A 26,118-nucleotide genomic window follows, 5' to 3' on the forward strand; every position below is an offset into this window, starting at 1 on the left:
TCGAGAGCGACGGCATGAGTCCCTCATGGTTCGCTCGCTGGCGCTCGCTCATGCGCAGCTCTCCCTAGCCTCGGCGCTTCATGTATAGCGTGAACGCGCGGTGCAGCACGCGGTTGAGCGGGAGGTCCCACTCCCCGAGGTACTCCACCGCCTCGCCGCCCGTTCCCACCTTGAACTGGATGAGACCCACGTGCGAGTCGTCGGCGTCGAGGGTGTCGGTGATGCCGCGCAGGTCGTAGACGGTGGCACCGGCCGCAAGGGCGTCGCGCATCATCTGCCACTGCACGGCGTTGGAGCCGCGGACGTCGCGCTTGGCCGTCGTGGACGCGCCGTACGAGTACCAGGCGTGCTGCCCCACGCGCACGAGCGTGGTGGCGGCGACGAGGTCGCCCTCGTGGTGCGCGAGGTAGAGCGCCATGCGACTCGGGTCCTCGCCGTTGAGCGCGTCCCACATCGTCTCGAAGTAGTGGAGCGGTCGCGGCGTGAAGTGGTCGCGCTCGGCGGTCTCGGTGTAGACGCGGTGGAAGTCGGCCAGCTGCTCGCGGCTGCCGAGGGTGACCTCGACGCCGGCCTTGGCCGCCTTCTTGATGTTGCGGCGCCAGAGCTGGTTCATCCCGGCGAGGACCTCGTCCTCGGTCTTGGGGGTTCCGTCGTCGTGCGCCAGCGGTAGCTGGAAGTTGTACTTGGGCTGGCCGGCGGAGAACCCACCCTCAGTGGGGAGCTCGGACCAGCCCAGGCTGCTCAGACGGCCGGCCACGGCGAGGGCATCCTCGTCGAGGACGTCGGCGGGGACGTCGGAGAGCGTGCCGAGCGCAGGGTCGGCGACAGCCTGCTTGACCGTGCCGGCGTGCCACCGACGTGTGACGACGGGCGGGCCGATGCGGATGCCGAAAGCGCCCTGCTTCGTGAGGTGCTGGGCGAGCGGGCTCAGCCACGCGCCGAGGTCGGGGTCGGTCCAGTCGATGTCGGGACCCTCGGGCAGGTAGGCCAGGTAGCGCTTCACCTTGGGCACCTGGCGGTAGAGGACGAGCGCGGAGCCGACCAGGCGATCACCCTGGAACCAGCCCACGGACTCGCCCCGCCACTCCCGCTTCACCTCGGCCCACGCGGGAGTCTGGAGGAAGCTGACCGACGGCCGCGAGTCGACGAAGCGTCGGTGCTCGGCGGCGTCGATGGTCCGGACCACGAGCTGGGCTGACGTCACCACCCGAGGCTACCAACGGACCTGTGCTGCGCCCGCCGGCCATCAGTTAGGCTGTCCTAACACGGTGCAGGACGCCGATGCCACCACGCAGTCGAGGGAAGGTCTCCCGTGAACACGTACGCCGCCACGGTCCGCAGCCGCAAGCAGCTGTCGCCGCACCTGGTCACCATCACGCTGGGTCTGGACGCGTTCCCCACCACCGGCATCCCCGACGAGTACGTCCGGATCCTCATCCCGGCTGCCGGAGAGGAGCTCGTGCTCCCCCAGATCGGCGACGACTACTCCTGGACCTATCCCGAAGGAACGGTGGAGCCGGCGGCGCGGGTGTACACGATCTCCGACCACCGGATGGTCGAGGGACGGGTCGAGGTCGACCTCGACGTCGCGCTCCACGACGAGGGTGTCGGCTCGGACTGGGCCCGCACCTGCGCCGCGGGTCAGCGGGTGGGCATCGTCGAGCCGCACGGGCTGTACAAGGCCGCCGCCGACGTCGCCTGGCAGCTCCTGGTCTGCGACATCACGGGTCTCCCGGCCCTGGCGCGCATCCTGCGGTGCCTCGGTCCCGACCAGCGGGCCGACGTCGTCGTGGTGCTGACCGACGCCGCCGACCAGATCGCCCTGCCGAGCCTCGCCGACGTCTCCGTGCGGTGGGTGGTGGTGGACCGCGTGGTCGACGTCTCCGACGCCCTGGCCGCCGCCGTGCTCGAGGCCGAGCTGCCCGCCGAGGGCCCACGCTACGTCTGGCTCGCGGGCGAGGCCCGCTCCAGCCGCACCGTGCGCCGCCACCTGCGCCGCACGCTCGGCTGGCCGCAGTCCGACTTCTACACGTGCGGCTACTGGCAGGTCGACGCCGAGAAGTGGCTCGCCCGCTACGAGGAGGTGGCCGACGAGGTCATTGCCGAGGCGGCCGAGGTGCAGCGGTCCGTGGGCGACGACGAGGGCGCCTACCTCGATGCCCTCGACGACATCTACGAGCGCGTCGGCCTCTAGGGCGCATGGTCCGTGCGCTGCGGGGTACGTGCCTGGCATGACTGCTCAGCCCGAAGAAGCGCCCGCGCCCGATCCCGACACCGGCACCTCCCAGGAGGAGGCGGACCCGCCCACCGAGTCCACGCAGCCGCTGGACCGGGCTGTCGAGCCCGGCACCGAAGTGATCGAGGCAGGCGCCCATGCCTGACGTCGAGCGCACGGTCACCACGACGGCGCCCCTCTCCACCGTGTTCACCTACCTCTCGGACTTCACGAACACCGAGGAGTGGGACCCACCCACCGTCAGGACGACGCGTGAGAGCGGCGACGGCGGACCCGGCACCGTGTACCGCAACGTCTCCAAGATCCTGGGTCACGAGACCGAGGTGGAGTACACGGTGGAGCAGGTCGTCCCCGACCAGCTCTTCCAGCTGCGCGGCAAGGCCACGGGCGTCGAGCTCCTCGACACCATGACGTTCGAGTCTGTGCCCGAGGGCACCAAGGTCACCTATCACGCGGAGTTCATGCCGCAGGGCGCCGCCAAGCTGGGCGAGTTCCTCCTGCCGCCCGCACTCAAGAAGCTGGGCGACGACACGGCCGAGAGCCTCGAGAAGGCGCTCGCGAAGCTCGGCTGACCGGTGATGTGGCCGGCCCTCTGACCTGGCTCAGCCCGCTGGCTGCGTGAGCGCCGGGGGCAGCCAGGCCAGTCCGGGCGAGGGGGGAGCCGGCACGAACCGCAGCACCATGCCCGCCTCCTCCGGGGTCCGGTCGGCCTTGCGATGGTTGCAGCGCAGGCACGCCGCCACGGCGTTCTCCCACGTGAGACCGCCTCCGCGGCTCCGCGGCACCACGTGGTCGACGGTCTCGGCCGACCCGCCGCAGTAGGCGCACGACCGGTCGCGAGCCTTGATGGCCGACTTGGTGCACAGGTGTCCGCGGCGGTGGATCCACCGCGCCACGACGTACTTCACGAGCCGCAGGACCCGCGGACGCGGGAACGGCCCGAACGACTCGTCGTCGCTCTCCTCGACGACGGCCACCTCGCGCACCAGCATCTTGATGGCGTGGCGCAGCGACACGCGTTGCAGGGGTTCATAGCTGGCATTGAGGACCAGCACGGAGCCATCAGTCATCGCTACGACCTTTCGGCGTACTGGAGCCAGGCTAGCCGTTGAAGCCTCAGAACTCGCGGGAGTCGGCGCGATTGGATATCAAGGGACGAGCGCGAAACATCCAGGAGACATCGCCGACCTAAGGTGAAGACGTGACTGAGACGCACCTGTTCGACGACTACGGTCCGGTGTCGGGGTTCGACGAGATGTACGGCGGTGCGGAGGTCAGGTCGGAGTACCAGGCCGTCCACGCGGCGTTCTCGGCCATGGGTGACGACGAGATCCGGCTGCGCGCCGACTCGCTCGCCTCGGCCTACCTCGAGCAGGGGGTCACGTTCGGCGTCGGCGGCGAGGAGCGGCCCTTCCCGCTCGACATCGTGCCGCGCATCATCGAGGCCGCCGACTGGCGGCACGTCGACACCGGTGTCCGGCAGCGGGTCAAGGCCCTCGAGGCCTTCCTGGCCGACGTCTACGGACCGGGCGAGGTGTTCGCCGACGGCGTGGTCCCGCGGGAGACCGTCCTCACCTCGCCGCACTACCACCGGGTCGTGAGCGGCATCGAGCCTCCCAACGGCGTGCGCGTGCACATCTCGGGCATCGACCTCATCCGCGACGGCAACGGTGAGTTCCGGGTGCTCGAGGACAACTGCCGCGTCCCCTCCGGCGTCTCCTACGTCATGACCAACCGGCCGGCCATGTCGGCCGCGCTCCCCGAGGTCTTCGCCGACCACCGCATCCGGCCGGTCCAGCAGTACTCGCGCAACCTGCTCGCGGCCCTGCGCGCCGCAGCGCCGTCGGGCGTGAGCGACCCCACCGTCGTGGTCCTCACCCCCGGCGTCTTCAACTCCGCCTACTTCGAGCACACGCTGCTCGCGCGCACGATGGGCGTCGAGCTCGTCGAGGGGCGCGACCTCGTGTGCCGGCAGGGCCGGGTGCTCATGCGCACCACGCGTGGCCTGGAGCCGGTGCACGTCATCTACCGCCGCATCGACGACGAGTTCCTCGACCCGATGCAGTTCTTCCCCGAGTCGGTGCTCGGCGTGCCGGGACTCATCAACGCGGCGCGGGCCGGCACGGTCACCATCGCCAACGCGGTGGGCAACGGTGTCGCCGACGACAAGCTCATCTACACGTACGTGCCCGACCTCATCCGGTACTACCTCAACGAGGAGCCCATCCTCCAGAACGTCGACACCTGGCGCCTGGGCGAGGCGGAGCAGCGCGAGGAGGTGCTCGACCGGCTCGACGAGCTGGTCCTCAAGCCGGTCGACGGGTCCGGAGGCAAGGGCATCGTGATCGGCCCCGCCGCCTCCCGCGAGGAGCTCGACGAGCTGCGCGGCAAGATCCACGCGGACCCCCGCGCCTGGATCGCCCAGCCGGTCATCTCGCTCTCCACGGTCCCCACGCTCGTGGAGAAGGGCATCCGCCCGCGCCACGTCGACCTCCGTCCGTTCGCCGTCAACGACGGCGACGACGTCTACGTCCTGCCCGGCGGTCTGACCCGCGTGGCGCTCCCGGAGGGCGAGCTCATCGTGAACTCCAGCCGCGGCGGAGGGTCCAAGGACACCTGGGTGCTGGCCGACCCGTTCGTCCCGGCCGACCCCAAGGACACCGTCGACGAGGACGAGGAGGCCGAGAAGGCCAAGCGCGCCCGCAGCGCCTCCGACGAGACCGGCGAGATCCCGCGCGTCACCCAGACCCAGAGCCAGGCACAGGGCCGGACGCAGGAGCAGACGCGCCAGAGCCAGACCCAGCAGCAGTCCCAGAGCCAGGACGGGGAGGTGGCCTGATGCTGAGCCGCATCGGTGAGTCGCTCTTCTGGATCGGCCGCTACCTCGAGCGGGCCGACGACACCGCCCGCATCCTCGACGTCCAGCTGCAGGTCCTCGTCGAGGACCCCTCCATCGACGAGGCCACCTCGTGCGAGCAGCTGCTCCAGGTCATGGGGGTCGACGACTACTCCGGCACCGTGAACCGCTGGACCATCCTCGACCTCCTGGCTCACAACCCCGACTCGGGCACCTCCATCGCTGCGGCCATCGACGCCGCCCGCGAGAGCGCCCGCGGCGCCCGAGAGACGCTCTCCACCGACATGTGGACGGCCATCAACACCACGTGGCGCGGTCTGCCGGCCGCCCGCTCCAAGCGTGCGCCCGACCTCTTCGCCTGGGTGCGCAACCGGGCCGCCATGATCAACGGCATCGCCGACTCCACCATGACGCGCGACGAGGGCTGGAACTTCTTCATGCTGGGGCGGAGCATCGAGCGGGTCGACATGACCGCCCGCCTGCTCTCCACGGCGGCCCTCGCGGCGGGTGCCCAGCTGGCCTGGCCCACCACGCTGCGGGCCTGCGGAGCTTACGAGGCCTTCATCCGCGCCTACCGCGGGCTCGACGGCGACCGCCAGGCCGCGGAGTTCCTGCTCCTCGACCGCTGGTTCCCGCGCTCGGTCGTCAGCTCGCTCCTCGAGGCCGAGCGTGCGCTGGGCCGGCTGGAGGCGCGCGGCCAGCGGTCGGGCTTCACGGACGAGGCCCAGCGACTCCTGGGCCGGGCCCGCACCGAGCTCGAGTACCGCCCCCTCACCGAGATCATCGAGGAGATGCCCACCGAGATGGAACGCATCCAGCGCAGCTGCGCCGCCGCGAGCGACGCCGTGAGCACCCGGTACTTCTCCCGCGCGGAGTCCCACGCCTGGACCGGCGGGGTGCTCCTGTGAACCAGGCGAGCACCGGGACCGGACGGCCCGAGTCGATGCAGCTCCGCATCCGTCACACCACGGGGTACCAGTACGCCGAGGGGGCGGCGGCGTCGTACAACGAGGCGCGTATGACGCCCCTCACCACGAGCGACCAGTACGTGCTGCGCTCACGGCTCGACGTCACGCCCACGGCCTGGTCCGTGGAGTACCGCGACTACTGGGGCAGCACCGTCACGAGCTTCGAGGTGCACGAGCCGCACGAGACCCTCTCGGTCGTCTCCACCAGCACGGTCGAGACGTCGGCCCACACGCAGGAGCCCGGGGAGGTGGCGTGGGACGACCTCGCCGCGGTGCAGGACGAGTGGTGCGAGTACCTCGTCGCGTCGCGTTGGGTCGAGCCGCCGGCCGACCTCGTCCCCGAGCTGGAGCGCCTCCGGGCAGCGTCCGGGACGCCCGGTGCCTACGCCACCGCTGTCTCCGACCTGGTCCACGAGCGCATCACCTACCTGCCGGGTGCCACCGAGGTGTCCTCCACGGCGAGCGACGCCTGGGCCGCAGGAGCCGGCGTCTGCCAGGACATGGCCCACCTCGTGGTGGGCGCCCTGCGCTGGGCGCGCATCCCGGCCCGCTACGTCTCGGGCTACCTGCACCCGTCCACCGACCCCGTCGTCGGGGAGACGGTGGAGGGCGAGTCGCACGCGTGGGTCGAGTGGTGGGACGGCGACTGGGTCGCCCACGACCCGACCAACGCCATCACCCCCGGGGCGCGGCACGTCATCGTCGGACGCGGTCGCGACTACGCCGACATCCCGCCCCTGCGCGGCATCTACTCCACGCAGGGCGAGTCCGAGCTCTTCGTGAACGTCGAGATCACGCGCCTGCGCTGACGCTGCGGCCACGACGCCGGGGAAGCTCCTCGGGGCTCAGCGGCACGACGTCGAGCAGACGGACGGGACCGACCTCCAGCACCCCGTCGTCGAGCGGCTCGGTGCGGATGCCCGCGTGCCGACGCAGGCCGCGGTGCGAGCCCTCGGCGTACACGACGTCCATCCAGGCGCAGGGGTTGGCGCGGGTGAGCGAGCGGAACCGGGCGGGACCGTGTCCTGCGTCGATCGTGAAGGTCGTGTGGAGCAGCGACTCCACGTCCACGCCGGAGAGCACCACGTTGCGCCGGGCCAGGCGGGTGTCCACGGTCTCCACACCCAGGGGCACGAGCACGGACTCCAGCTCCTCACGGCTGACGAAGGTCACCGCCGCCCGGCGGTGCCGGGCGCCGAAGTACCGGTCGCCGACGATCCCGCGGTGCGCCCGGACGTCGACCCGGGTGGGCGCCTCGTCGACGCCCTCGCCCATGGGCGCGACGCCATCGGTCGGGCGGCCGGCGTACCGGTGGCCCGGCGAGACGACGAGCTCGAGGATCTCCACGCCGCCAGGCTACGGACGAGGCCCTTCGGCCAGCACGGCCACCTGGGTGGCCTCGGCGCGCCCGCGCAGGGTGACCGGCTCCGAGGCGACCCAGTGGCCGGCCTCGTCGTCGCCGGCCTTGTCGACCGTCTCCTGCATCACGAGGAGCTGCCCGGGCACCTTCTTGGCCAGGTCGGTGAGGCGCGACGCGGAGTTCACGGCGTCGCCGATCACGGTGTACTCGAATCGTGTGGTGTCGCCGATGTTCCCGGCCACGACCTCGCCGGTGGCCACTCCGATGCCGGCTCCCACCTCGGGCACCTCGGCGGCCAGGCGGGTCGCCATGGTCCGGGCCGCGGACAGCGCGCGCTCGGCGTGATCGGGCAGGTCGACGGGGGCACCGAAGATGGCCAGCACGGCGTCGCCCATGAACTTGTTGACGAGCCCTTGGTGCGCCGCCACCTCCTCCACCACGACCCCGAAGAACCGGTTGAGCACGCCCACGACCTCGGTGGGCGAGTGCTCCGTGGCGTAGGTCGTGGACGAGACGAGGTCGACGAAGAGGACGGAGACGAAGCGCGTCTCCCCGCCCAGCTCGACGTCGCCGCGCGAGGCGGCCTCGGCCACCTCGCGACCGACGTGACGTCCGAACATGTCACGGATGGCCTCGCGCTCACGGAGCCCCGCGACCATGTCGTTGAAGCCGGCCTGGAGCATGCCGAGCTCCGTGCCGTCGTAGACCACGACCTCGGTGTCGTAGCTGCCGTCGCGCACCTGCGGGAGCGCGTCGGTGACCGAGCGCAGCGGGTTGACGACGGAGCGGGCGGTGAGCGCGGTGACGAGCAGGCCGAACAGCAGGATGACGCCGGCGAGCCCGAGGACGACGATCGCGAACTGGTTGGACGACGCCTCGGGGAACGTGAGGACCACGAGCGCACCCACGACGAGCCCGAGGACGGGTGCCGCGGTGCCGAGGCCCCAGAAGATGAGCAGGCGACGCTGCACGCCCATGCCGGAGGGCCGCACGTGCTCGTGACCCTCGAGGGCCTGGGCCGCGACGGGGCGCAGGACGAACTCGGCGATGAGGTAGGCGATGGTGCTCACCACGAGACCGGCGATGACCACCGCGAAGGCGACGCTCAGGACGGCCTTGGGCTGGAGCAGCAGCGCGAGGACGGTGTAGAGCACCGCCGCGACGCCCCACAAGGAGGCCTGCATGACGCTGAGACGCCACGGGAGCCGGAGCGCGGCGCGGCGCTCCGCGTCCGTCGGGTCCTCCTCGGCGATGGCCCAGCGCAGGCCGCGGATGGCGCTCACGGTGCCGTAGGTGGCGCCGAACAGCACGGCCACGAGGACGTAGGTGGGCGTCGCGATGGTCATCGCGATGCCGAACTCGTGGTTGATCTCCTCGCCGGGGATGATCACCACGGTGAGCGCGGCCACCACGACGGCGCCCACCACGTTGGTCACGATGAGGAGCACGGTCAGGAGCACCTGGACCCGGACGCGGAGCCGGCGGGTGCCCTGGTCGGCCGTCCCGAGCAGCAGGGACCCGAAGGCCGAGGACTGCTGTTCCGTCATGGCGTCCCGTCTGTTCGTGCGAGGTGTGGCCCCCGACGCTAGCGTCGATCCTATGAGCGAAGAGCGCTATTACGCCGATCCCGTGCCCGAGACCCACCGTCCGTACGTCGCCGCGGAGGATCGTTACACCCACCTGGACTACCGGCGAGTGGGCACGAGCGGCCTGCTCCTGCCCCCCATCTCGCTGGGCCTGTGGTGGAACTTCGGCGACGACCGGCCGTTCGAGACCCAGCGCGAGGTCCTGCGTCACGCGTTCGACCGAGGCATCACGCACTTCGACCTCGCCAACAACTACGGCCCGCCCTACGGCTCGGCCGAGGAGAACTTCGGCCGCATGATGCGGACCGACTTCAAGCCCTACCGTCACGAGCTCGTGCTGTCGTCCAAGGCCGGCTGGGACATGTACCCCGGTCCCTACGGCAAGCTCGGCAGCCGCAAGTACCTCCTGAACAGCCTCGACGAGTCGCTCCAGCGGATGAGCGTCGACCACGTCGACATCTTCTACTCGCACCGGGCCGACTCCGGCACGCCCGTCGAGGAGACCATCGGCGCGCTCGACACCGCCGTCCGCCAGGGCAAGGCCCTCTACGTCGGCATCTCCTCCTACTCGCCCGAGCGCACCGCCCGCGCCGTGGCGGTGGCCAAGGAGCTCGGCACGCCGCTCGTCATCCACCAGCCCTCCTACGCGATGGTGAACCGCTGGATCGAGGACGGTCTCCTCACGGTGCTCGACGAGCACGGGCTGGGATCCATCGGGTTCTCGCCCCTCGCGCAGGGCCTGCTCACGAGCAAGTACCTCGGCGAGGAGCCCGGTGAGCGCTCCGGCCGTCGGGGCTCCTTCACCGACGACGTGCTCACGCCCGAGAACGTCGAGCGGCTGCGCGGACTCAACGCCATCGCCGAGGAGCGCGGGCAGTCGCTCGCCCAGATGGCGCTGTCGTGGACCCTGCGTCCCGGTGGGGTCACGTCGGCCCTCATCGGCGCCTCCTCGGTGGAGCAGCTCGACGAGAACCTCGCGGCCGCGGCCAACGTCGAGTTCAGCGACGATGAGCTCGCGCGCATCGACGAGCTGTCGGGCACCACGGAGGGCGTCGACATCTGGAAGGTCTCCTCGGTCGTCGAGTGAGGCCGGGGGGCGGGGATTGGCCTTTCGCCCTGGCATCCCCGTAGACTTGTCCGGTTGCCACTCGGCAGCACCTCCTGTTGCAGAGAGAAGTCTGCAGCCGCTTCAGTCCGAAGGAGGACGCACCTTGTCGTTGCGTCAGTACGAAGTCATGGTCATCCTGGATCCCGATCTCGATGAGCGCACGGTCGCTCCGAGCCTCGAGACCTTCCTCAACGTGGTCCGTCAGGACGGCGGAACCGTCGACGAGGTCGACGTCTGGGGCAAGCGTCGCCTGTCCTACGAGATCAACAAGAAGAACGAAGGCATCTACGCCGTGCTGCAGCTCTCCGCCGAGCCCGCCACGGTCAAGGAGCTCGATCGTCAGCTGGGTCTCAACGAGTCCGTCGTGCGCACCAAGGTGACGCGCCCGGACGTCAAGTAGTCCTCTGACCTGATTCAAGGCCCGCTTGTGGACGACGTCGCCCGCGACGTCTGAACCGTGCGGTTCACTGGCATCGACCACCACCCACCTCTCGAAAGGCCCCGACATGGCAGGCGAGACCGTCATCACCGTCGTCGGCAACATCACGGACGACCCCGAGCTCAAGTTCACCCCGTCCGGTGCGGCCGTCGCCAACTTCACCGTGGCGTCGACCCCGCGTTCCTTCGACCGCCAGACCAACGAGTGGAAGGACGGCAACCCGCTGTTCATCCGCTGCTCGGTGTGGCGCCAGATGGCTGAGAACGTCGCAGAGTCGCTGCAGAAGGGCCAGCACGTCATCGTGCAGGGCGCACTCAACGTGCGTCAGTACGAGCGCCAGGACGGCGGACGTGGCACGAGCGTCGAGATGAACGTCTACGAGGTGGGTGCGTCCCTGCGCTTCGCCACGGCCAAGGTCACCAAGGCCAACCGCTCCGGCGGTGGCGGTGGCGGCGGCTTCGGTGGCGGCAGCGGTGGCGGCGGCGGCGACTTCGGTGGGGGCAGCGCTCCCTCCGGTGGCGGCGCGGCAGCCAACCCGTGGTCCACGCAGCCCGCGGCCGGCGGCAACGCCGGTGGGAACGATGCCTGGGGCGGCTCGCCCGAAGAGCCCCCCTTCTGATCACCACCCGTTTTTTGAGCAAGATCCTCAAGGAGAACCATGGCTAAGCCCGTTGTCCGGAAGCCGAAGAAGAAGAGCAACCCGCTCGCGGCCGCCGGCGTCACCACGATCAACTACAAGGACACCGCGCTCCTGCGCAAGTTCATCTCGGACCGCGGCAAGATCCGCGCGCGCCGGGTGACCGGTGTCAGCGTCCAGGAGCAGCGTCAGATCGCCAAGGCCATCAAGAACGCCCGCGAGATGGCGCTCCTGCCGTACACGTCCAGCAGCCGCTGAGAGAGGAAGAGATCATGGCAAAGCTCATCCTCACGAACGAGGTCACCAACCTCGGAGAGCCCGGCGACATCGTCGAGGTCAAGGACGGATACGCGCGCAACTATCTGCTGCCGCGTAACGTCGCCATCCGCTGGAGCAAGGGCGCGGCCAAGCAGGTCGAGTCCATCAAGGCTGCCCGCGAGGCGCACGCCGTGCACGACCTCGAGGACGCCAAGCAGATCAAGGGCCGCCTCGAGGCCGACGCCGTCAACGTCTCGGTCCGCGCCGGTGAGGGTGGCCGTCTCTTCGGCGCCGTCACGGTGACCGATGTCGCCGAGGCCCTCGCGGCCATCGGCGTCACGGTCGACAAGCGTCGCATCGAGACCGGCAACCCCATCAAGTCGCTCGGCTCGCACGAGGTCAGCGTCCGCGTCCACCCCGAGGTCGTCGCCCAGGTGCGCCTCAACGTGGTCGCCTCCAAGTAAGGCTCCGCAGAGCGGGGCCCGGATCCGTCCGGGCCCCGCTCGCGCCTTTTCCACCATGAGTGCCCCCCGCACCCGCCTCCACCGCTGCGTCGCCGCGGTGATGCTGGCGACCCTCGTGACCGGGTGCTCGCTGTTCGGCTCCGACGACGAGCCCGTCGCATCGGGGTCGCGTGACCGGGTCACGAAGCTGCCCGTCACCGACACCGACCGCACGAAGCTGTCGTCGGTCCGTGACGGCGGCACGCTTCGCCTGGCCGTGCGGTCGCTCCCGCAGAACTTCAACCCCGTCCAGGTCGACGGGCTGCTCGGCGACGCCGCCAGCGTGCTCGAGCCGACGGCCGGCAACGCCGTCCGTCTGGAGGACGACGGCTCCTGGTCGACCGACCCCGACTACGCGCGATCGGTCGAGGTCGTCGACGAGGACCCGCTCACCGTCGAGGTGAAGCTCAACCCCGAGGCCGTCTGGCAGGGCGGGTCTCCCATCACCTCCGCGGACATGGAGGCGTACTGGAAGGTCATGAGCGGCGCGGAGTCCAAGGCCGAGGTGGGGACCTCCGAGGGCTGGGACGACATCGAGGACGTCGACAAGGACGGCAAGCTCTCGTACCGCGTGGTGTTCGACGAGCCCCGATCCGACTGGCCCCTGTACGTCTACCCGCGCCTGGCCTCGGTCGTCTCCGAGGACCCCAAGATCTTCAACAACTACTTCAAGCGCCGTGCCGTGTCCTCCAACGGCCCGTTCGTCGTGCGCTCCATCGTCGAGAAGACCGGCACCATCACGCTCGTGCGCAACCCGCGCTGGTGGGGCGCCGCACCACGGCTGAACCGGATCGTGTTCCGCACCGCTGCGCCCGACGTCGCGGCCAAGGCCTTCGTGGCCGGCGAGCTCGACGCCGTCGACCTCACCGAGGAGACGGCGCGCTCCGTCCTGAAGGGGGCCCCTGACGACACCGTCGTGCGGCGCACCTCGGGCACGGGCACCGCGCAGCTGACGCTCAACGCCGGTCAGGGCGCCCTGCGCGACGACGAGGTCCGACGCGCCCTGCGGCTCGCGCTCGACCGCCCGGCTCTCGCCAAGGCCCAGGCCGCGCGGCTCGGGACGCTCGCCACCACGGCCGACAGCCTGCTCGTGGCGCCCGGCCAGCCCGGCTACCGCGCCCGCCAGGTGCCTTCGCCCGACGGGAGCCGGGCGAAGGCGGTGCTCGCCAAGGCCGGCTACTCGGCGTCGAAGCCGCTCACGCTCAGGCTTCGCATCCCGGCCGACGAGCCCACGGTCGCGAGTCGTGCTGCTGCCCTGGCGGCCCAGCTGAAGACGGTGGGTGTCGTCGTCGAGGTCTCCACCGTGCCGGCCGAGCGGTTCTACACCGACGTCCTGCTGCCCCTCGACTTCGACCTGACGCTTCTCACGTGGGACGGCACGCCACTCGGCGTCCGCCCCGCCGAGCTGCGCTTCCGTCCCAAGGACTCGCCGCTCAACTTCACCGGTGTCGCCGACGACCACGCCAAGCTCTGGGACGCCGCCTCGGAGGAGCTCGACACCGCCGCCCGGTCCAGGGCGGTCCAGAAGCTCGATGACGCCCTCCTCGACGACGACGTCAGCATCCCCTTGCTCGCGGTCCCGCAGGTCATGGCGCTGCGCCCGCAGGTGGCCAACCTCGGCGCCCACGCCCTCGCCCCCGTCGACTGGACCCGCGTCGGCCTGCGCACGACGAAGAAGGACTGAGTCGGAGCTCAGAAGCAGGTGCATTAGGGTTGCCTTACCTTAAGAAGGAGGCGACCGTGGCCAAGGCCAGCAAGCTCGTGAAGCCGGACCGCACGCGACTCATCAAGCTGCAGGTGCTCCGCACCGAGCGGATCTCCACCCACTTCCAGCGGGTGACCGTGGGTGGCGGCTCCATCGAGCACTTCGTGCCGATGGGCTACGACCAGTGGTTCCGGCTCTTCATCCCCACGACCGACGACGCGGCGCTCGACCGGCTGCCCGACAAGGTCAGCACGATCGGCTACCTCAAGTACCTGCGCATCAACGCGGAGATTCGGCCCGTCCTGCGCAACTACACGGTCCGGGCGTACCGGGCCGAGGGTCCGCAGGGCCCGGAGATCGACATCGACCTCGTCCTGCACGGAAGCGCCGCCGACGGCACGGCGGGACCGGGCTCCTCCTGGGCCGAGACGTGCGTCGAGGGCGACTGGATCGGGATCGTCGACGAAGGTCTCGTCTTCGACCCGGGTGTGGGTCAGGACGACGTGCTGCTCGTGGCCGACGAGACGGGCGTGCCGGCCGTCGCCGGTGTGCTCGCGTCTCTGCCCGACGACGCCCAGGGCCTCGCGGTCCTGGAGGTCCAGGCCGACGACGACGTGCTCGACCTGCCCGGTCCGCCCGGGGTGGAGCAGCGCTGGATCGTCCGTGGGCCCGATGCCGTACCGGGTGCCCAGGCCCTGGCCGAGGTGGAGAAGCTCGACGTCCGACCCACGTGGCACGCCTTCGCGGTGGGCGAGTCCGGACTCGCGACAGGAACCCGTCGCCACCTCGTGGCCCGGGGCCTGGCGAAGGACCGGGTCAACTTCTGCGGCTTCTGGAAGATCGGCGTCGCGGGCTAGCCAGACGAACCGCCCTACTAGGGTCGTCCTGTGCCCAGGCTGCGACGAGAGACCACGACGCACGTCGCCGTCCTTCGGGCCCTCACCGTGGCGGCGGTCCGTGACCTGACGCCGGGCATGCGACGCATCACGCTGGCCGGTGAAGAGCTCCGCGAGCGCGAGCACGACGGGGTGGTCCTTCCGGCGTTGAGCTCGCCGGGCTTCGACGACCACGTCAAGGTCTTCGTGCCGTTGCACGGTGCCGAGCTCCCGGTCCTGCCCCACCAGCGGGTCGACGGGCTCGACTGGACCACCGAGGGCACCCGGCCGACGGCGTCGGACTACACACCGCGCCGGATCGACCTGCCGGCCGGCGAGATCGACCTCGACTTCGTGCGGCACGGCCACGGGAACGCAGCCGGGTGGGCCGAGCGGGCCACCGTGGGTGCACCGGCCTGGATCGCGGGCCCGACCATCGGGCAGGCGCTTCCACACGACGTGGACTGGTTCATGGTGGCGGGCGACGAGACGGCCCTCCCGGCCATCGGGCGGCTGCTCGAGGAGCTCCCGGCCGGCGCCCGGGTGCAGGCCGTCATCGAGGTGTCCGACGCGGGCGACGAGCAGGAGCTCCCGACACGGGCCGACGCCCACGTCACCTGGTTGCACCGCGACGGCGCGGAGGCCGGTGCCACGACCTTGCTCGCCGATGCCGTGCGCGACGCCACCTGGTGGGACGGCGAGGTCTACGCCTGGATGGCGGGCGAGTCCTCGGCCGCCCGCGCCGTGCGCACGTTCTGGCGCACCGAGCGTCACGTCCCGCGCGACTGCCTCGACGTCTCCGGCTACTGGCGCCGCTGACGGTCTGCCACGGTCCCACGGCACGCTGGGGTGTCGGCGCGACGCCCCACGGCAAGTATCGACTCCGCACGGCTTGCAGGCCGTGGGGAGTCAAGTTCTCCGTGGGACCGTGGTGAACCGGTCAGGAGCCGGTGACGAGCCACGCGTCGGAGCGCTGGCGGAGCCACAGGGTGACCAGCCGCGCCGCGATGTAGCCGCCGTAGGCCACCCACAGCCAGGTGAAGCTCGCCCCGAGGTGTCCGACCAGAAGGGCCAGCGGGACGTAGGGGACGAGGGCGAGGAGGCCGGCCCACGCGAGGTACACCGCGTCGCCGGCCCCGATGAGGATGCCGTCCAGCACGTAGACCACGCCGGCCGGCACCTGCACGAGAGCCGCCACGAGGAGGGCCGGCGCCAGGACGTCGGCCACGGCCCCGTCCCCCGGAGCGAAGACCGACCCGGCGAAGGGCACGAGGCCGGCCATGACCACGGCGGCCACCGCGCCGCAGCCGAGCCCCCAGCCGACCATGCGACGGGTCAGGTCGCGGGCCAGCGTGCGGTCCCCCGCCCCCAGCGCATGACCCACGAGGGTCTGCGCCGCGATGGCTATGGCGTCGAGGGCGAAGGCGAAGAACGTCACGAGCGCGGTCACCACCTGCTGCGCCGCCAAGGGCGCGTCGCCGAGCCCCGCGGCGACGGCCGTCCCCAGCACGAGACCGGCCCGCAGCGCCAGGGTCCGCACGAACAGCGGCACCCCGTCGAGGCCCGCGCGCAGGACGGCGCCGGCCCGGACCCGCAGCGGTGCGCCCGAACGACGGGCGCCGCGGACCACCACCGCGGTCAGCCACAGCGCTCCGAACCACTGCGCGAGCACCGTGCCCACGGCGGAGCCGGTGATCCCCCAGCCGGGCCGGTCGGCGACGCCGTGGACGAGCGCGAGGTTGAGGACGACGTTCAGGAGGTTGGCCACCACCGTGACGACGACCGGGGTGCGTAGGTCCATCACGCCGCGCAGGGCCCCCGTGGCGGCCAGCGCCACCAGGAGCGCCGGCACTGCGAGGGAGGACACGACGAGGTAGCGCTCGGCCCGGTCGGCGACGGCCGAGGAGCTCGAGAGGGCCTGGGCGAGCGGGCCGGCCGACGCCGCCAGCGCCCCACCCAGGACGACGCCCAGCCCGCCCGCCAGCCAGATGCCGCTCACGGCGTAGGAGTACGCGCCGGCGGTGTCGCCCGCTCCCCGCCTCCGGGCGACCGTCGCGGTGCTGCCATAGGCGAGGAAGACACACAGACCCACGACGGTGGACAGGACGACCGACGCGGCGCTGAGGCCGCCGAGCGAGGAACGCCCGAGGTGCCCCACGATCGCCGTGTCCGCCAGCAGCATGAGCGGCTCGCTCACGAGGGCGAAGAAGGCAGGGACCGCGACGGCCACGATCTGGCGGTCCGTGCTCCGAGGACTAGGCACCTCGGACCACCTCGACCTGTGGATGACCGGGCTTCCGGGCGTGTCGTGTCGACATGTCGATGCCGCCGACGGGGTCGAGCCGGAAGATGTGAATCTTTCTTCGCTCCACATGCTGTGTGCGACGTCTGCGCAGGTCAGAGGGGGTAGACGATCGTCCAGCTCTCCTTCGTCCACAGGTTGGTCCACCAGGTGTGCACAGGCCCCACGGCGTTTTCCACAGAACCACGCCAACTGTCCACAGGGGGTGTGCGAACCGGGCTTTCATCGCTCTCCGCACCCGCCTAGTGTGACGCGTCGGAGGCGATCTCCGCGCGGGGGCGCGAGAGTGTCCGAAGTCCTCCGTACCGTGCTGAGCAGGTGCCGTGCACGGGTCCCGGTCCGGGCCAGCCCGGACCACTGTCGATGAGGAGCTGTCTGCCTGTGAGCGTGTCCGACCTCTACCCCGAGGCCCCCGAGCAGGAGGAGCGCGGAGCACCGAGTCGCGTGCCCCCGCAGGACATCCCCGCGGAGCAGAGCGTGCTGGGCGCCATGCTCATGAGCAAGCAGGCCATCGACCCCGCTGCCGACGTGCTCCAGGGTCGCGACTTCTACCGCCCGGCCCACGAGCTGGTCTTCGAGGTCATCACCGACCTCGCCGGTCGGGGCGAGCCCGCCGACGCCATCACCGTGGCTGCCGAGCTCCAGCGTCGTGGCGAGATCGTCCGGGTGGGTGGCGCCCCGTACCTCCACACGCTCGTGGCCTCCGTGCCCATCGCCTCCAACGTCGACTACTACGCCCAGATCGTCCGCGAGAAGGCCGTGCTCCGCCGCCTCATCGAGGTCGGCCAGAAGATCGCCGGCCTGGGCTGGGCCGAGGAGGGCGAGGTCGAGCACCTCGTCAGCACGGCGCAGGCCGAGGTGCTCGACGTCGACGGCGGCAGCGGCACCGACGACTACCGCGCCATCGCCGACCTCATGCCGCGCACCGTCCAGGAGATCGAGGACATCCAGGGTCGCGACGGCGAGATGGCCGGCCTGCCCTCGGGCTTCCCCGACCTCGACAAGCTCACCACCGGCTTCCGCGGCGGCCAGATGATCGTGGTCGCGGCGCGTCCCGGTGTCGGCAAGTCCACCCTCGGGCTCGACTTCTGTCGCGCGGCCTCCATCAAGCACGGCATCCCGTCGGCCATCTTCAGCCTGGAGATGACGGGCGAGGAGATCGCCATGCGCCTGCTCTCCGCCGAGGCGAGGGTCGCCATCCACCACATGCGTGGCGGCGGCATGACCGACCCCGACTGGGATCGCATCGGCCAGGTCATGACCCGCGTGCAGAGCGCCCCCATCACCATCGACGACTCGCCCAACATGACCATGCCCGAGATCCGTTCCAAGGCCCGACGCATCGCCAAGACCGTCGACGGCAAGCTCGGTCTCATCGTCCTCGACTACCTGCAGCTCATGACGTCGGGCAAGCGGGTCGAGAACCGTCAGGTCGAGGTCTCGGAGTTCAGCCGTCAGATCAAGCTCCTGGCCAAGGAGCTCGACGTGCCCATCGTGGCCATCAGCCAGCTGAACCGAGGCGCCGAGCAGCGCACCGACAAGACCCCGCAGCTCTCCGACCTGCGTGAGTCGGGCTCCATCGAGCAGGACGCCGACATCGTCATCCTGCTCAACCGGCCCGACACCCACGGTCACGGCGAGTCCGAGCGCCCCGGCGAGGCCGACGTGATCGTGGCCAAGAACCGTTCCGGACCCGTCAACAAGGTCGCCGTGAGCTTCCAGGGCCACTACTCGCGCTTCACCCCCATGGCCCGCGAGGCCGAGGTCCCCGGCGCCGCCGCCGGCGAGTTCTACTGATCGACCGTCCGGTCACGGCCCGGAGGCCGGGGTTCCCACCCGGCCGAACGCCCGCGCGCTGACGAGCACGAAGGGCACGAGGACGAGCGGCACGAGGAACGCCCAACGCAGTGCGCCGCCCTCGGCCACCGCGCCGATGACCCCGCCGCCGAGGATCGCTCCCACGTAGTTGGCGATGTTCATCCGGGCGATGGCCACGTCGAGCGACGGCGCCGGCACCGAGGCTGCCAGTGCGGCGAAGGCCAGGGGGGCCAGCACGGCGGTGCCGAGAGCCGCGAGGAAGAACGCCGCGATCGCCACAGCGGGGTCCTGCGCCAGCACGACCGCGAGGTAGCCGAGCGTGCCCACCGCGGTGCCACCCACGACGACGCGGACGAGTCCCAGCCTCTGCACCAGGTGGTCGCCCGAGAACCGGGAGACGAGGGCCCCCACCTGGTAGGCCGCGTACGCGAGAGGCGCCACCGTGGTGGAGGCGTCGAGCGCGTCCTCGAGGTAGACGCTGCTCCACGTGAGCGAGCCGGTGTCGGCGGCGTAGAACAGCAGGATCACGAGCCCGAAGACGAGGACCGGGCGCCACGGCAGCTGCAGGCCCTGGGCGGACAGGCCCGGGTCGTGCTCCTGGCTCCGGATGAAGTGCGGCCCGCTCACCGCCACGACGGCGAGCACGACGACGCCGACGACCGGGAGGTTGGCGGCCAGCGGGACGTCGAGGGCCGCGGCGAGCGAGGCGTACCCGGCGCCCACGATGCCGCCCACGCTCCACATGCCGTGCAGGCCCGTCATGAGGCTCCGGCCGTAGGCGGCCTGGACCCGGACGCCCTGCATGTTCATGGTGGCGTCCACGCCGCCGAGTCCGAGGCCGTAGACCACGAACCCGAGATACAGCACGGCCATGGACGGCGCGAGGCCGATGACGGCGGCACCCAGGGCGATGGTCCCGAGCGCGAGCCGGAAGGCCACGGCACTGTCGCGTCGCTCCGCCACGACGCCGGCCAGCACGCTGCCCACCCCGGACACCACGGCGACGAGCACGAGGATCACGGTCACGAGGCCCTCGTCGAACCCGAACCGGTCCTGCTGACGGGGAGTCTGCGTCACGATCGCGGCGAACACGAAGCCCTGCAGGAAGAACCCCGCCGAGATCGCAGCCCGCGTCCGTGTCACCTGCGCAGCGTAGGACGCCGGGAGGCCAACGGCGACGTCACAGGCGACAGCCGTCTGGTTCATGCCGGAGTCATGGCTTCCTTCGTTAGGCTCCACCCGTGAGCATGCTGATGACCCTGGCCCTGGAGACCACCACGGTCCCCGACTCGGGCCTGACGGGGTTCGTGGCCGACCTCATCAACGACATGGGGCTCCTCGGCGCCGGTCTCGTGCTCGCGATCGAGACGATCTTCCCGTTCCTGCCCAGCGAGGTGGCGCTCCCGCTCGCCGGCTTCACCGCGAGCGTCCCGGGGAACTTCAGCTACGTCGGCGTCATCGTGGCCACGACCATCGGGTCCGTCGTCGGCGCGTGGGTCCTGTACGGCCTGTCGCGCGCCTTCGGCCGCGACCGCACCCGCGCCTGGATGCTCAAGGTCCCCCTCGTGACGGCCAAGGACATCGACAAGGGCGAGGCGTGGTTCGAGCGCAACGACTCGCGCGCCGTCTTCTTCGGCCGGATGGTGCCGGGCGTCCGCAGCCTCGTCTCGGTCCCGGCCGGCGTCGAGAAGATGGACTTCTGGCGGTTCACCGTCTACACCACCGCGGGCAGCCTCATCTGGAACCTCATCTGGGTGACCGCCGGGTACCAGCTGGGCAGCAACTGGACCGAGGTCGAGAAGTACGCCGGCTACCTCAAGTACGCGCTCGTCGTCGCCGTCGCGGCCGGTCTGGGCTGGTTCCTCTGGACCCACCTCAAGTCCCGTCGCGGTGCTGCCGAGGGCCCGGTCGAGCCCACCGAGTGAGCTCGCCCCGGCGCATCGCGTCGCTCCTGCCGTCGGCCACCGAGATCGTCTACGCGCTGGGGCTCGAGGACCGGCTCGTCGCCGTCACCTTCGAGTGCGACGAGCCGGAGCGGGCCCGGCTCGACCACACGGTCGTCGTCTCCGGTGCCGACACCTCGCAGATGACTCCGGCCGAGATCGACGCCTACGTGCGGGATCAGCGTGCCGCCGGCGCCGACCTCTACACCCTCGACGAGGGAGCGTTCGGCGCCCTCGCGCCCGACCTCGTGCTCACCCAGGACCTGTGCCGGGTGTGCGCCCTCCCCACGGGCCAGGTCGACGCCGCCCTCGACCACCTGGGCTGCAAGGCCGACGTGGTCACGCTCGACCCACACACGCTCGAGGAGGTGCTGGCGAGCATCGGTGACGTCGCTGTCGCTGCCGGCGTCCCGCAGCGCGGGCACGAGCTCGTCGCGACGCTGCGTGGCAGGCTCGACGCGGTGGCGCAGGCGGTGGCCGGCCGGCCGCGGCGTCGCGTCGCGGTGGTGGAGTGGGTGGACCCGCTGTTCTGCGGCGGGCACTGGATCTCCGACATGCTCGCCGCTGCGGGCGGCGAGCCCGTGGCAGGTCATCCCGGCGCGGCCTCCGGCCCCACGTCGTGGGAGCGCCTGCGCGAGTCCCGGCCTGAGGTCGTGGTCGTGGCGCCGTGCGGCTTCGGTCTCGAGGGCGCCGCGGAACAGGCGCGCAGCGTGCTGGCGCAGGTTCCGGGCGCGGAGGTCTGGGCCATCGACGGCGACGGGCTGGTGGTCCGTCCGGGCCCGCGGCTGGTCGACGGCGTCGAGGCCATGGCGAGCATCGTGCACCCGGGAGTCGTGCCGGCCGCTGCGGGTGTGCGTCGCGTCGTCCCGGACTAGCCTCGGGAGCATGAGCAACCCCACTGAAGAGAGCGTCCTGCAGTCCGTCCACCCGCAGCTGTTCATCGGCGGTCAGTGGCGTGACGCCGAGGGCGGCAAGACCTTCTCGGTCGAGGACCCCTCCACCGGGCGCGAGCTCGTGCAGGTGGCTGACGCGAGCGTGGCCGACGGCAAGGCGGCCATCGACGCCGCCGTGGCCGCGCAGGCCGGCTGGGCCGCCACCCCACCGCGTGACCGCGGCGAGATCCTGCGGAAGGCGTTCGAGACCGTCACCGAGCGCACCGACGAGCTGGCGCTGCTGATGACCCTCGAGATGGGCAAGCCCCTCAAGGAGAGCAAGGCCGAGATCGCCTACGGCTCGGAGTTCTTCCGCTGGTTCTCGGAGGAGGCCGTGCGCATCTCGGGCCGTTACTCGGTGGCCCCCAACGGCGCCACGCGCCTGCTCACCCTCAAGCAGCCCGTCGGGCCGTGCCTCATGATCACGCCCTGGAACTTCCCGCTCGCCATGGGCACGCGCAAGATCGGCCCGGCCGTCGCGGCCGGCTGCACCATGGTGGTCAAGCCGGCGGGACTCACGCCGCTGACCATGCTGTGGCTCGCGCAGGTGCTGGCCGACTCCGGCCTGCCCGACGGGGTCCTCAACGTCGTCACCACCACGACCACGGGCGACGTCATGGAGCCGATCATCCGCGACCCGCGGTTGCGCAAGCTCACCTTCACCGGCTCCACCGAGGTGGGTCGTTCGCTCGTCGAGCAGAGCGCCGAGGGCCTGCTGCGGGTCTCCATGGAGCTGGGCGGCAACGCCCCGTTCCTGGTGTTCGACGACGCCGACCTCGACGCTGCGGTGGACGGGGCGATGCTCGCCAAGATGCGCAACATCGGCGAGGCCTGCACGGCCGCCAACCGCTTCATCGTCCACGCCGACGTCGCCGACGAGTTCGGCCGCAGGCTCACCGAGCGCATGGAGGCGCTCAGCGTGGGACGCGGCGTGAGCGAGAGCGTCGACGTCGGACCGCTCGTGGAGGAGAAGCAGCGCACCAAGGTGGCCGAGCTCGTCGACGACGCGGTGTCGGCCGGGGCGACCGTGCTCACCGGCGGCCAGGTGCCGGACGGGGAGGGCTGGTTCTACCCGCCCACCGTCCTCACCGACGTCCCCGACACTGCGCGGCTGCGCCAGGAGGAGATCTTCGGCCCGGTGGCCCCCATCTTCACGTTCACCGAGGAGGCCGAGGCGCTGCGCATGGCCAACGACACCGAGTTCGGGCTCGTGGCCTACGCGTTCACCCGCGACCACGCCCGCGTCGTCCGGGTGTACGAGGGGCTCGAGACCGGAATGGTCGGCATCAACCAGGGCATCGTCTCCAACCCGGCCGCCCCCTTCGGCGGCGTCAAGGCCTCCGGCTTCGGCCGCGAAGGCGGAGCCGAGGGCATCGAGGAGTACCTCGAGACCAAGTACGTCGGCCTCGGCGGCCTCTGACCCCTACCGGCCGGGTCAGAGGGGGACGTCGGCGCGGCGGTCGTCGCGGTTCCGCACGGTGGAGCCGTCGACGAGCCGGACGCCGTCGGTGAAACGCTGCTCGATCTGGCCCGACCCGAACTGCTCCACGTACAGACGCGCGTAGAGCCCACCCGCCGCCAGCAGCTCGTCGTGCGTGCCGTGCTCGACGAGCCGACCGTCCTGCAGCCCGAAGATCACGTCGGCCGAGCGGATGGTGGAGAGCCGGTGCGCGATCGCGATGGTGGTGCGTGAGTGGGTGGCGCGCTCGAGCGCCTCCTGCACGAGCCGCTCGGTCTCGGAGTCGAGCGCCGACGTGGCCTCGTCGAGGATCAGGATCCGGGGGTCGGCGAGGAGCACCCGCGCGATGGCGATGCGCTGCTTCTCACCGCCCGAGAGCCGGAAGCCGCGCTCCCCGGTGATCGTCTCGTAGCCCGTGGGGAAGCTCATGATGCGCTCGTGGATGTTGGCGTCGCGCGCGGCCTGCTCGATCTCCTCGGCCGTGGCGCCCGGCTTGGCGTACGCCAGGTTGTCGCGGATGCTGCCGTGGAAGAGGTACGGCTCCTGCGTGACCATCCCGACCGCACCGGTCACCGAGTCGAGCGTCAGGTCGCGCACGTCGTGACCGTCGACCAGCACGGCACCGCGCGTGACGTCGTAGAAGCGCGGCACGAGGTAGGTGGTGGTGGTCTTGCCCGACCCCGACGGTCCGACGATCGCCGCCAGCTGGCCGGGCTCGATCATCATCGAGACCTGCTGCAACGCCCACCCGGGCTCGTCCTGCGGAGCGGGGGTGGGCATCACGGCGCCGTCCTCGGCGAAGCGGTCGCCGGAGCGCCCGCCGGACAGCTCGCGCGGCTCGGGGTAGCGGAACCACACGTCACGCAGCTCCACCCGACCCTCCACGCGCTCGGAGGGGAGCACCTGGGCACCGGGCTTCTCCACGATGGCCGGCTCGAGGTCGAGGTACTCGAAGATCCGGCGGAACAGGGCGAGCGACGTCTGCACGTCGAGCGTGACCCGCATGAGCTGCAGGAGCGGCATCTGCAGCCGCGCCTGGAGCGTCGTGAAGGCCACGATGGTGCCCGCCGAGAGCGACGTGGTCCCGCCGCTGATCATGAGTCCCGCGGCCAGGTAGATGAGGGCGGGCGTGATGGCGAAGAACGTCTGCACGGTGGCGAAGAAGGTGCGACCCGTCATGGCCTGGTCGACCTGCAGACGCACCTGCTCCCGGTTGGCGTCGCGGTACCGCTCCGTCTCGGACTCGGCCCGGCCGAAGACCTTGGACAGCAGGATGCCCGAGACGCTGAGCGCCTCCTCGGTGATGGCTGTCATCTCCGACAGCGACTCCTGCGTACGGCGGGCCAGGCGTTGGCGCCGGCGCCCCACGCGCAGCTGCACGGCGATGAAGACGGGCATGAGCACGAGCGTCAGGATCGTGAGCTGCCACGAGAGCAGCAGCATCGAGACGAAGGCCGCGGCGACGGTCACCGAGTTCTGCAGGATCGACGTCGCCGTGTCGGTCAGGACCGTCCGCACGCCCGCGACGTCGTTGGCCAGCCTCGACTGGATGGCACCGGTCTTGGTGGCGGTGAAGAACGCGAGCTCCATCTTCTGCAGGTGCTCGAACAGCTCGCTGCGCAGGTCGGCCATGGCCGAGTTGCCGATGGTGGAGGTGAGCCAGTTCTGGCCCACGGAGATGAGCGCGGTGATGACCGGGATGAGGCACATGAAGCCCACGAGCCACGCGAGCAGGTCGAGGCGCGGCTCGCGGTCGGGCGGGAAGAGCGCGTCGTCGAACACGGCCTTCGTGAGGAACGGCAGGACCGACGTGAGGGCCGCCGCCACCACGACGGCGAGGCCGACGAGCACGAGCCGACCTCGGTAGGGCCGCAGGAGCCGGGCGATGCGCCCGAGCACGGGGGAGCCGGCCGCTGTGAGGTCGGCGTCGCTCAGGTGCGTGACCTGGGCCCCGCGGGGCATCAGTCGTCGACCCGGCGCAGGATGAGGTCCTCGCGGATGGAGACGAGCTCGGGGGTGCCCCACACGCCGACGTCGGTGCGCAGCATGGCCCACAGCCGCAGCGTCTCGGGCTGGGGGGCGAGCACGGCATCGACGACGAGCTCGAACGGCGTCTCGCCGGCGTTGGCCAGCACGGCGGTGGCCGCGAGGACCTCGCCGTCGTTGGTCACGAGCTTCACGGTGAGCACGGAGCCGTCGGGCAGGGCGATCTTCTCGCGGATGCCTGCCGTGCCGGAGAGGGTGAGGAGGGTGCTCATGGCGTCGATGCTAGGTCCTGGCCGCACGCAGCGCGTCCTCGAGCGACCGGGCCGGTCGACCGAGGACGGCCTCGACGGCGCCGGACACACCCTCGAGCTCGCCGTCGCGGATCGCGGTGTAGGTGCTCACCCACGCCTCCACCTGCCAGTCGGGCGCGCCGAAGTGGGCGCGGCTCGCGTGCGCCTCCTCCTCGGTCTCGTCGTGGAAGGTGACGGTGGAGCCCAGGACCTGGCTGAGGGTCTGTGCCGCCTCGGCGAGGGTGAAGGCCTGCGGCCCGGTGAGGTCGTGGACCGCACCCAGGTGGGAGCCCGGGTCGACGAGGACGGCCGCGGCCACCTCGGCGACGTCGCGCTGGGACACGGCGGCCACCCGGCCCTGGCCCGCGGGGCCGCGGATCACGCCGTTCTCGTCGGCGAAGTGCGGGAAGATCTCGCTGTAGAAGTTGTCGCGCAGGAACGTGAAGTCGAGCCCCGCGTCGCGGATGATCTCCTCGGTGGCGCCGTGGTCGCGGCCCAGCGTGAAGGTGGAGTCGCCGCCGGCGCCCACGAACGAGGTGTAGACGACGTGCTTCACGCCGGAGTCGGCAGCGGCTTCCACGACGGTCCGGTGGTCCTCCACACGGTGGTCGCTCTCGTGGGCCGACACGAGCAGCAGGACGTCGACCCCGGCCAACGCCTCGCGCAGGGCGGCGCCCTGGTCGTACGCGCACTCCCAGAGGCTGAAGCCCAGGTCGGGGGCCCGCGACGGGTCGCGCACGAGCAGCCTCGCCTCGTGCCCGGCCTCGGCCAGGTGGCGCGCGGCGAGTCCGCCGATCGTTCCGGTCGCGCCCGTGAGCGCCAAGGTGGTCATGCCAGCACAACTCCGCGCAGGCCC

At 71.1% G+C, this 26,118-nt stretch carries 27 protein-coding genes; 18 read left to right on the top strand and 9 right to left on the bottom strand.

The genetic code is table 11. The annotated features are described in order from the left end of the window. Positions 1–64 precede the first annotated feature (64 nt). A complete protein-coding gene (locus ASD11_RS15775; protein WP_056290452.1) occupies positions 65–1,204 on the bottom strand; it encodes a lipid II:glycine glycyltransferase FemX in 1,140 nt (379 codons plus the stop codon). Between the two features lie 108 nt (positions 1,205–1,312). Between ASD11_RS15775 and ASD11_RS15780 the strand changes: the two genes are divergently transcribed. Genes ASD11_RS15780 through ASD11_RS15785 form a run of 3 tightly spaced genes read left to right on the top strand, consistent with a single transcriptional unit; the run spans position 1,313 to position 2,808 of the window. Next, positions 1,313–2,194 (top strand): siderophore-interacting protein, encoded by an 882-nt coding sequence (locus ASD11_RS15780; RefSeq protein WP_056289761.1) that lies wholly within the window; start codon positions 1,313–1,315, stop codon positions 2,192–2,194. 37 nt (positions 2,195–2,231) lie between these two features. After that, positions 2,232–2,381: a hypothetical protein gene (locus ASD11_RS18305; RefSeq protein ID WP_156464845.1), complete on the top strand. Its 150-nt coding sequence runs from the start codon at positions 2,232–2,234 to the stop codon at positions 2,379–2,381. Next, positions 2,374–2,808, top strand: a complete 435-nt coding sequence (locus ASD11_RS15785) for an SRPBCC family protein (protein WP_056289764.1) — start codon at positions 2,374–2,376, stop codon at positions 2,806–2,808. The genes ASD11_RS18305 and ASD11_RS15785 overlap by 8 nt, the downstream gene beginning before the upstream one ends. A 30-nt stretch (positions 2,809–2,838) precedes the next feature. Here ASD11_RS15785 and ASD11_RS15790 read toward each other — a convergent pair whose 3' ends face one another. Further along, positions 2,839–3,306 (bottom strand): HNH endonuclease, encoded by a 468-nt coding sequence (locus ASD11_RS15790; protein WP_056289767.1) that lies wholly within the window; start codon positions 3,304–3,306, stop codon positions 2,839–2,841. A gap of 131 nt (positions 3,307–3,437) precedes the next feature. On the opposite strand from ASD11_RS15790, the gene ASD11_RS15795 reads away from it, so the two are divergent. The 3 genes from ASD11_RS15795 to ASD11_RS15805 are packed head-to-tail and all read left to right on the top strand — an operon-like array spanning position 3,438 to position 6,870. Further along, the gene (locus ASD11_RS15795; RefSeq protein ID WP_235503378.1) at positions 3,438–5,075 is read left to right on the top strand and encodes a circularly permuted type 2 ATP-grasp protein; all 1,638 of its coding nucleotides are present in this window, start codon (positions 3,438–3,440) and stop codon (positions 5,073–5,075) included. Then, positions 5,075–6,001 (top strand): alpha-E domain-containing protein, encoded by a 927-nt coding sequence (locus ASD11_RS15800; protein ID WP_056289772.1) that lies wholly within the window; start codon positions 5,075–5,077, stop codon positions 5,999–6,001. The genes ASD11_RS15795 and ASD11_RS15800 overlap by 1 nt, the downstream gene beginning before the upstream one ends. Beyond that, a complete protein-coding gene (locus tag ASD11_RS15805) occupies positions 5,998–6,870 on the top strand; it encodes a transglutaminase family protein (RefSeq protein ID WP_200940193.1) in 873 nt (290 codons plus the stop codon). Before ASD11_RS15800 ends, ASD11_RS15805 begins: the two co-directional genes overlap by 4 nt. Here ASD11_RS15805 and ASD11_RS15810 read toward each other — a convergent pair. Beyond that, the gene (locus ASD11_RS15810; RefSeq protein ID WP_082554502.1) at positions 6,854–7,408 is read right to left on the bottom strand and encodes a hypothetical protein; all 555 of its coding nucleotides are present in this window, start codon (positions 7,406–7,408) and stop codon (positions 6,854–6,856) included. The genes ASD11_RS15805 and ASD11_RS15810 overlap by 17 nt on opposite strands. Before the next feature lie 9 nt (positions 7,409–7,417). Beyond that, positions 7,418–8,968: an adenylate/guanylate cyclase domain-containing protein gene (locus ASD11_RS15815; protein WP_056289774.1), complete on the bottom strand. Its 1,551-nt coding sequence runs from the start codon at positions 8,966–8,968 to the stop codon at positions 7,418–7,420. A 52-nt stretch (positions 8,969–9,020) separates the two neighbouring features. Between ASD11_RS15815 and ASD11_RS15820 the strand changes: the two genes are divergently transcribed. The 8 genes from ASD11_RS15820 (at position 9,021) to ASD11_RS15855 (ending at position 15,351) form a co-directional block, all read left to right on the top strand. Beyond that, the gene (locus ASD11_RS15820) at positions 9,021–10,094 is read left to right on the top strand and encodes an aldo/keto reductase (RefSeq protein WP_056289777.1); all 1,074 of its coding nucleotides are present in this window, start codon (positions 9,021–9,023) and stop codon (positions 10,092–10,094) included. Between the two features lie 130 nt (positions 10,095–10,224). After that, complete coding sequence (gene rpsF, locus ASD11_RS15825) at positions 10,225–10,515, top strand: 30S ribosomal protein S6 (protein ID WP_056289779.1); 291 nt, start codon at positions 10,225–10,227, stop codon at positions 10,513–10,515. 106 nt (positions 10,516–10,621) lie between these two features. Further along, on the top strand, positions 10,622–11,173 hold the full coding sequence (locus tag ASD11_RS15830) for a single-stranded DNA-binding protein (RefSeq protein ID WP_056289782.1): 552 nt from the start codon (positions 10,622–10,624) through the stop codon (positions 11,171–11,173). Between the two features lie 39 nt (positions 11,174–11,212). Next, complete coding sequence (gene rpsR, locus ASD11_RS15835; protein WP_056289786.1) at positions 11,213–11,449, top strand: 30S ribosomal protein S18; 237 nt, start codon at positions 11,213–11,215, stop codon at positions 11,447–11,449. Between the two features lie 14 nt (positions 11,450–11,463). Then, complete coding sequence (gene rplI, locus ASD11_RS15840) at positions 11,464–11,913, top strand: 50S ribosomal protein L9 (protein WP_056289791.1); 450 nt, start codon at positions 11,464–11,466, stop codon at positions 11,911–11,913. A 55-nt stretch (positions 11,914–11,968) separates the two neighbouring features. After that, positions 11,969–13,636 carry an ABC transporter substrate-binding protein gene (locus ASD11_RS15845; RefSeq protein WP_056289792.1) on the top strand — a complete coding sequence of 556 codons (1,668 nt, stop codon included), beginning with the start codon at positions 11,969–11,971 and terminating at the stop codon, positions 13,634–13,636. Between the two features lie 56 nt (positions 13,637–13,692). After that, positions 13,693–14,514, top strand: a complete 822-nt coding sequence (locus tag ASD11_RS15850; protein WP_056289795.1) for a siderophore-interacting protein — start codon at positions 13,693–13,695, stop codon at positions 14,512–14,514. Positions 14,515–14,544: 30 nt separating this feature from the next. Further along, complete coding sequence (locus ASD11_RS15855) at positions 14,545–15,351, top strand: siderophore-interacting protein (protein WP_056289797.1); 807 nt, start codon at positions 14,545–14,547, stop codon at positions 15,349–15,351. Between the two features lie 121 nt (positions 15,352–15,472). On the opposite strand, the gene ASD11_RS15860 is transcribed toward ASD11_RS15855, so the two are convergent. Then, a complete protein-coding gene (locus ASD11_RS15860) occupies positions 15,473–16,795 on the bottom strand; it encodes an MATE family efflux transporter (protein ID WP_056289799.1) in 1,323 nt (440 codons plus the stop codon). A gap of 420 nt (positions 16,796–17,215) precedes the next feature. Here ASD11_RS15860 and dnaB point away from each other — a divergent pair, with 420 nt between their 5' ends. Continuing rightward, positions 17,216–18,631, top strand: coding sequence for a replicative DNA helicase (gene dnaB / locus ASD11_RS15865; RefSeq protein ID WP_056289802.1), 1,416 nt, complete (start codon positions 17,216–17,218; stop codon positions 18,629–18,631). 12 nt (positions 18,632–18,643) lie between these two features. Here the strand turns inward: dnaB and ASD11_RS15870 are convergent, their stop codons facing one another. After that, a complete protein-coding gene (locus ASD11_RS15870; RefSeq protein ID WP_056290461.1) occupies positions 18,644–19,795 on the bottom strand; it encodes an MFS transporter in 1,152 nt (383 codons plus the stop codon). A 104-nt stretch (positions 19,796–19,899) separates the two neighbouring features. Here ASD11_RS15870 and ASD11_RS15875 point away from each other — a divergent pair, with 104 nt between their 5' ends. Genes ASD11_RS15875 through ASD11_RS15885 form a run of 3 tightly spaced genes read left to right on the top strand, consistent with a single transcriptional unit; the run spans position 19,900 to position 22,947 of the window. Then, positions 19,900–20,577: a DedA family protein gene (locus tag ASD11_RS15875; protein ID WP_235503392.1), complete on the top strand. Its 678-nt coding sequence runs from the start codon at positions 19,900–19,902 to the stop codon at positions 20,575–20,577. Continuing rightward, entirely contained in the window at positions 20,574–21,470 is an 897-nt protein-coding gene (locus ASD11_RS15880; RefSeq protein ID WP_056289805.1) for an ABC transporter substrate-binding protein, read from the top strand. The genes ASD11_RS15875 and ASD11_RS15880 overlap by 4 nt, the downstream gene beginning before the upstream one ends. Before the next feature lie 10 nt (positions 21,471–21,480). Further along, positions 21,481–22,947: an NAD-dependent succinate-semialdehyde dehydrogenase gene (locus tag ASD11_RS15885; RefSeq protein ID WP_056289810.1), complete on the top strand. Its 1,467-nt coding sequence runs from the start codon at positions 21,481–21,483 to the stop codon at positions 22,945–22,947. 15 nt (positions 22,948–22,962) lie between these two features. Here ASD11_RS15885 and ASD11_RS15890 read toward each other — a convergent pair whose 3' ends face one another. From ASD11_RS15890 to ASD11_RS15900, 3 genes are read right to left on the bottom strand one after another with little or no spacing between them, the layout of a single operon-like run. Then, positions 22,963–24,948, bottom strand: coding sequence for an ABC transporter ATP-binding protein (locus ASD11_RS15890; RefSeq protein WP_056289813.1), 1,986 nt, complete (start codon positions 24,946–24,948; stop codon positions 22,963–22,965). Further along, positions 24,948–25,244: a YbaY family lipoprotein gene (locus ASD11_RS15895; RefSeq protein WP_056289819.1), complete on the bottom strand. Its 297-nt coding sequence runs from the start codon at positions 25,242–25,244 to the stop codon at positions 24,948–24,950. The genes ASD11_RS15890 and ASD11_RS15895 overlap by 1 nt, the downstream gene beginning before the upstream one ends. Before the next feature lie 10 nt (positions 25,245–25,254). Beyond that, on the bottom strand, positions 25,255–26,094 hold the full coding sequence (locus ASD11_RS15900) for an SDR family oxidoreductase (RefSeq protein WP_056289822.1): 840 nt from the start codon (positions 26,092–26,094) through the stop codon (positions 25,255–25,257). Positions 26,095–26,118 lie beyond the last annotated feature (24 nt).

Origin of the sequence: Aeromicrobium sp. Root495 (genome assembly GCF_001426755.1) — a bacterium.
Lineage (GTDB): Bacteria > Actinomycetota > Actinomycetes > Propionibacteriales > Nocardioidaceae > Aeromicrobium.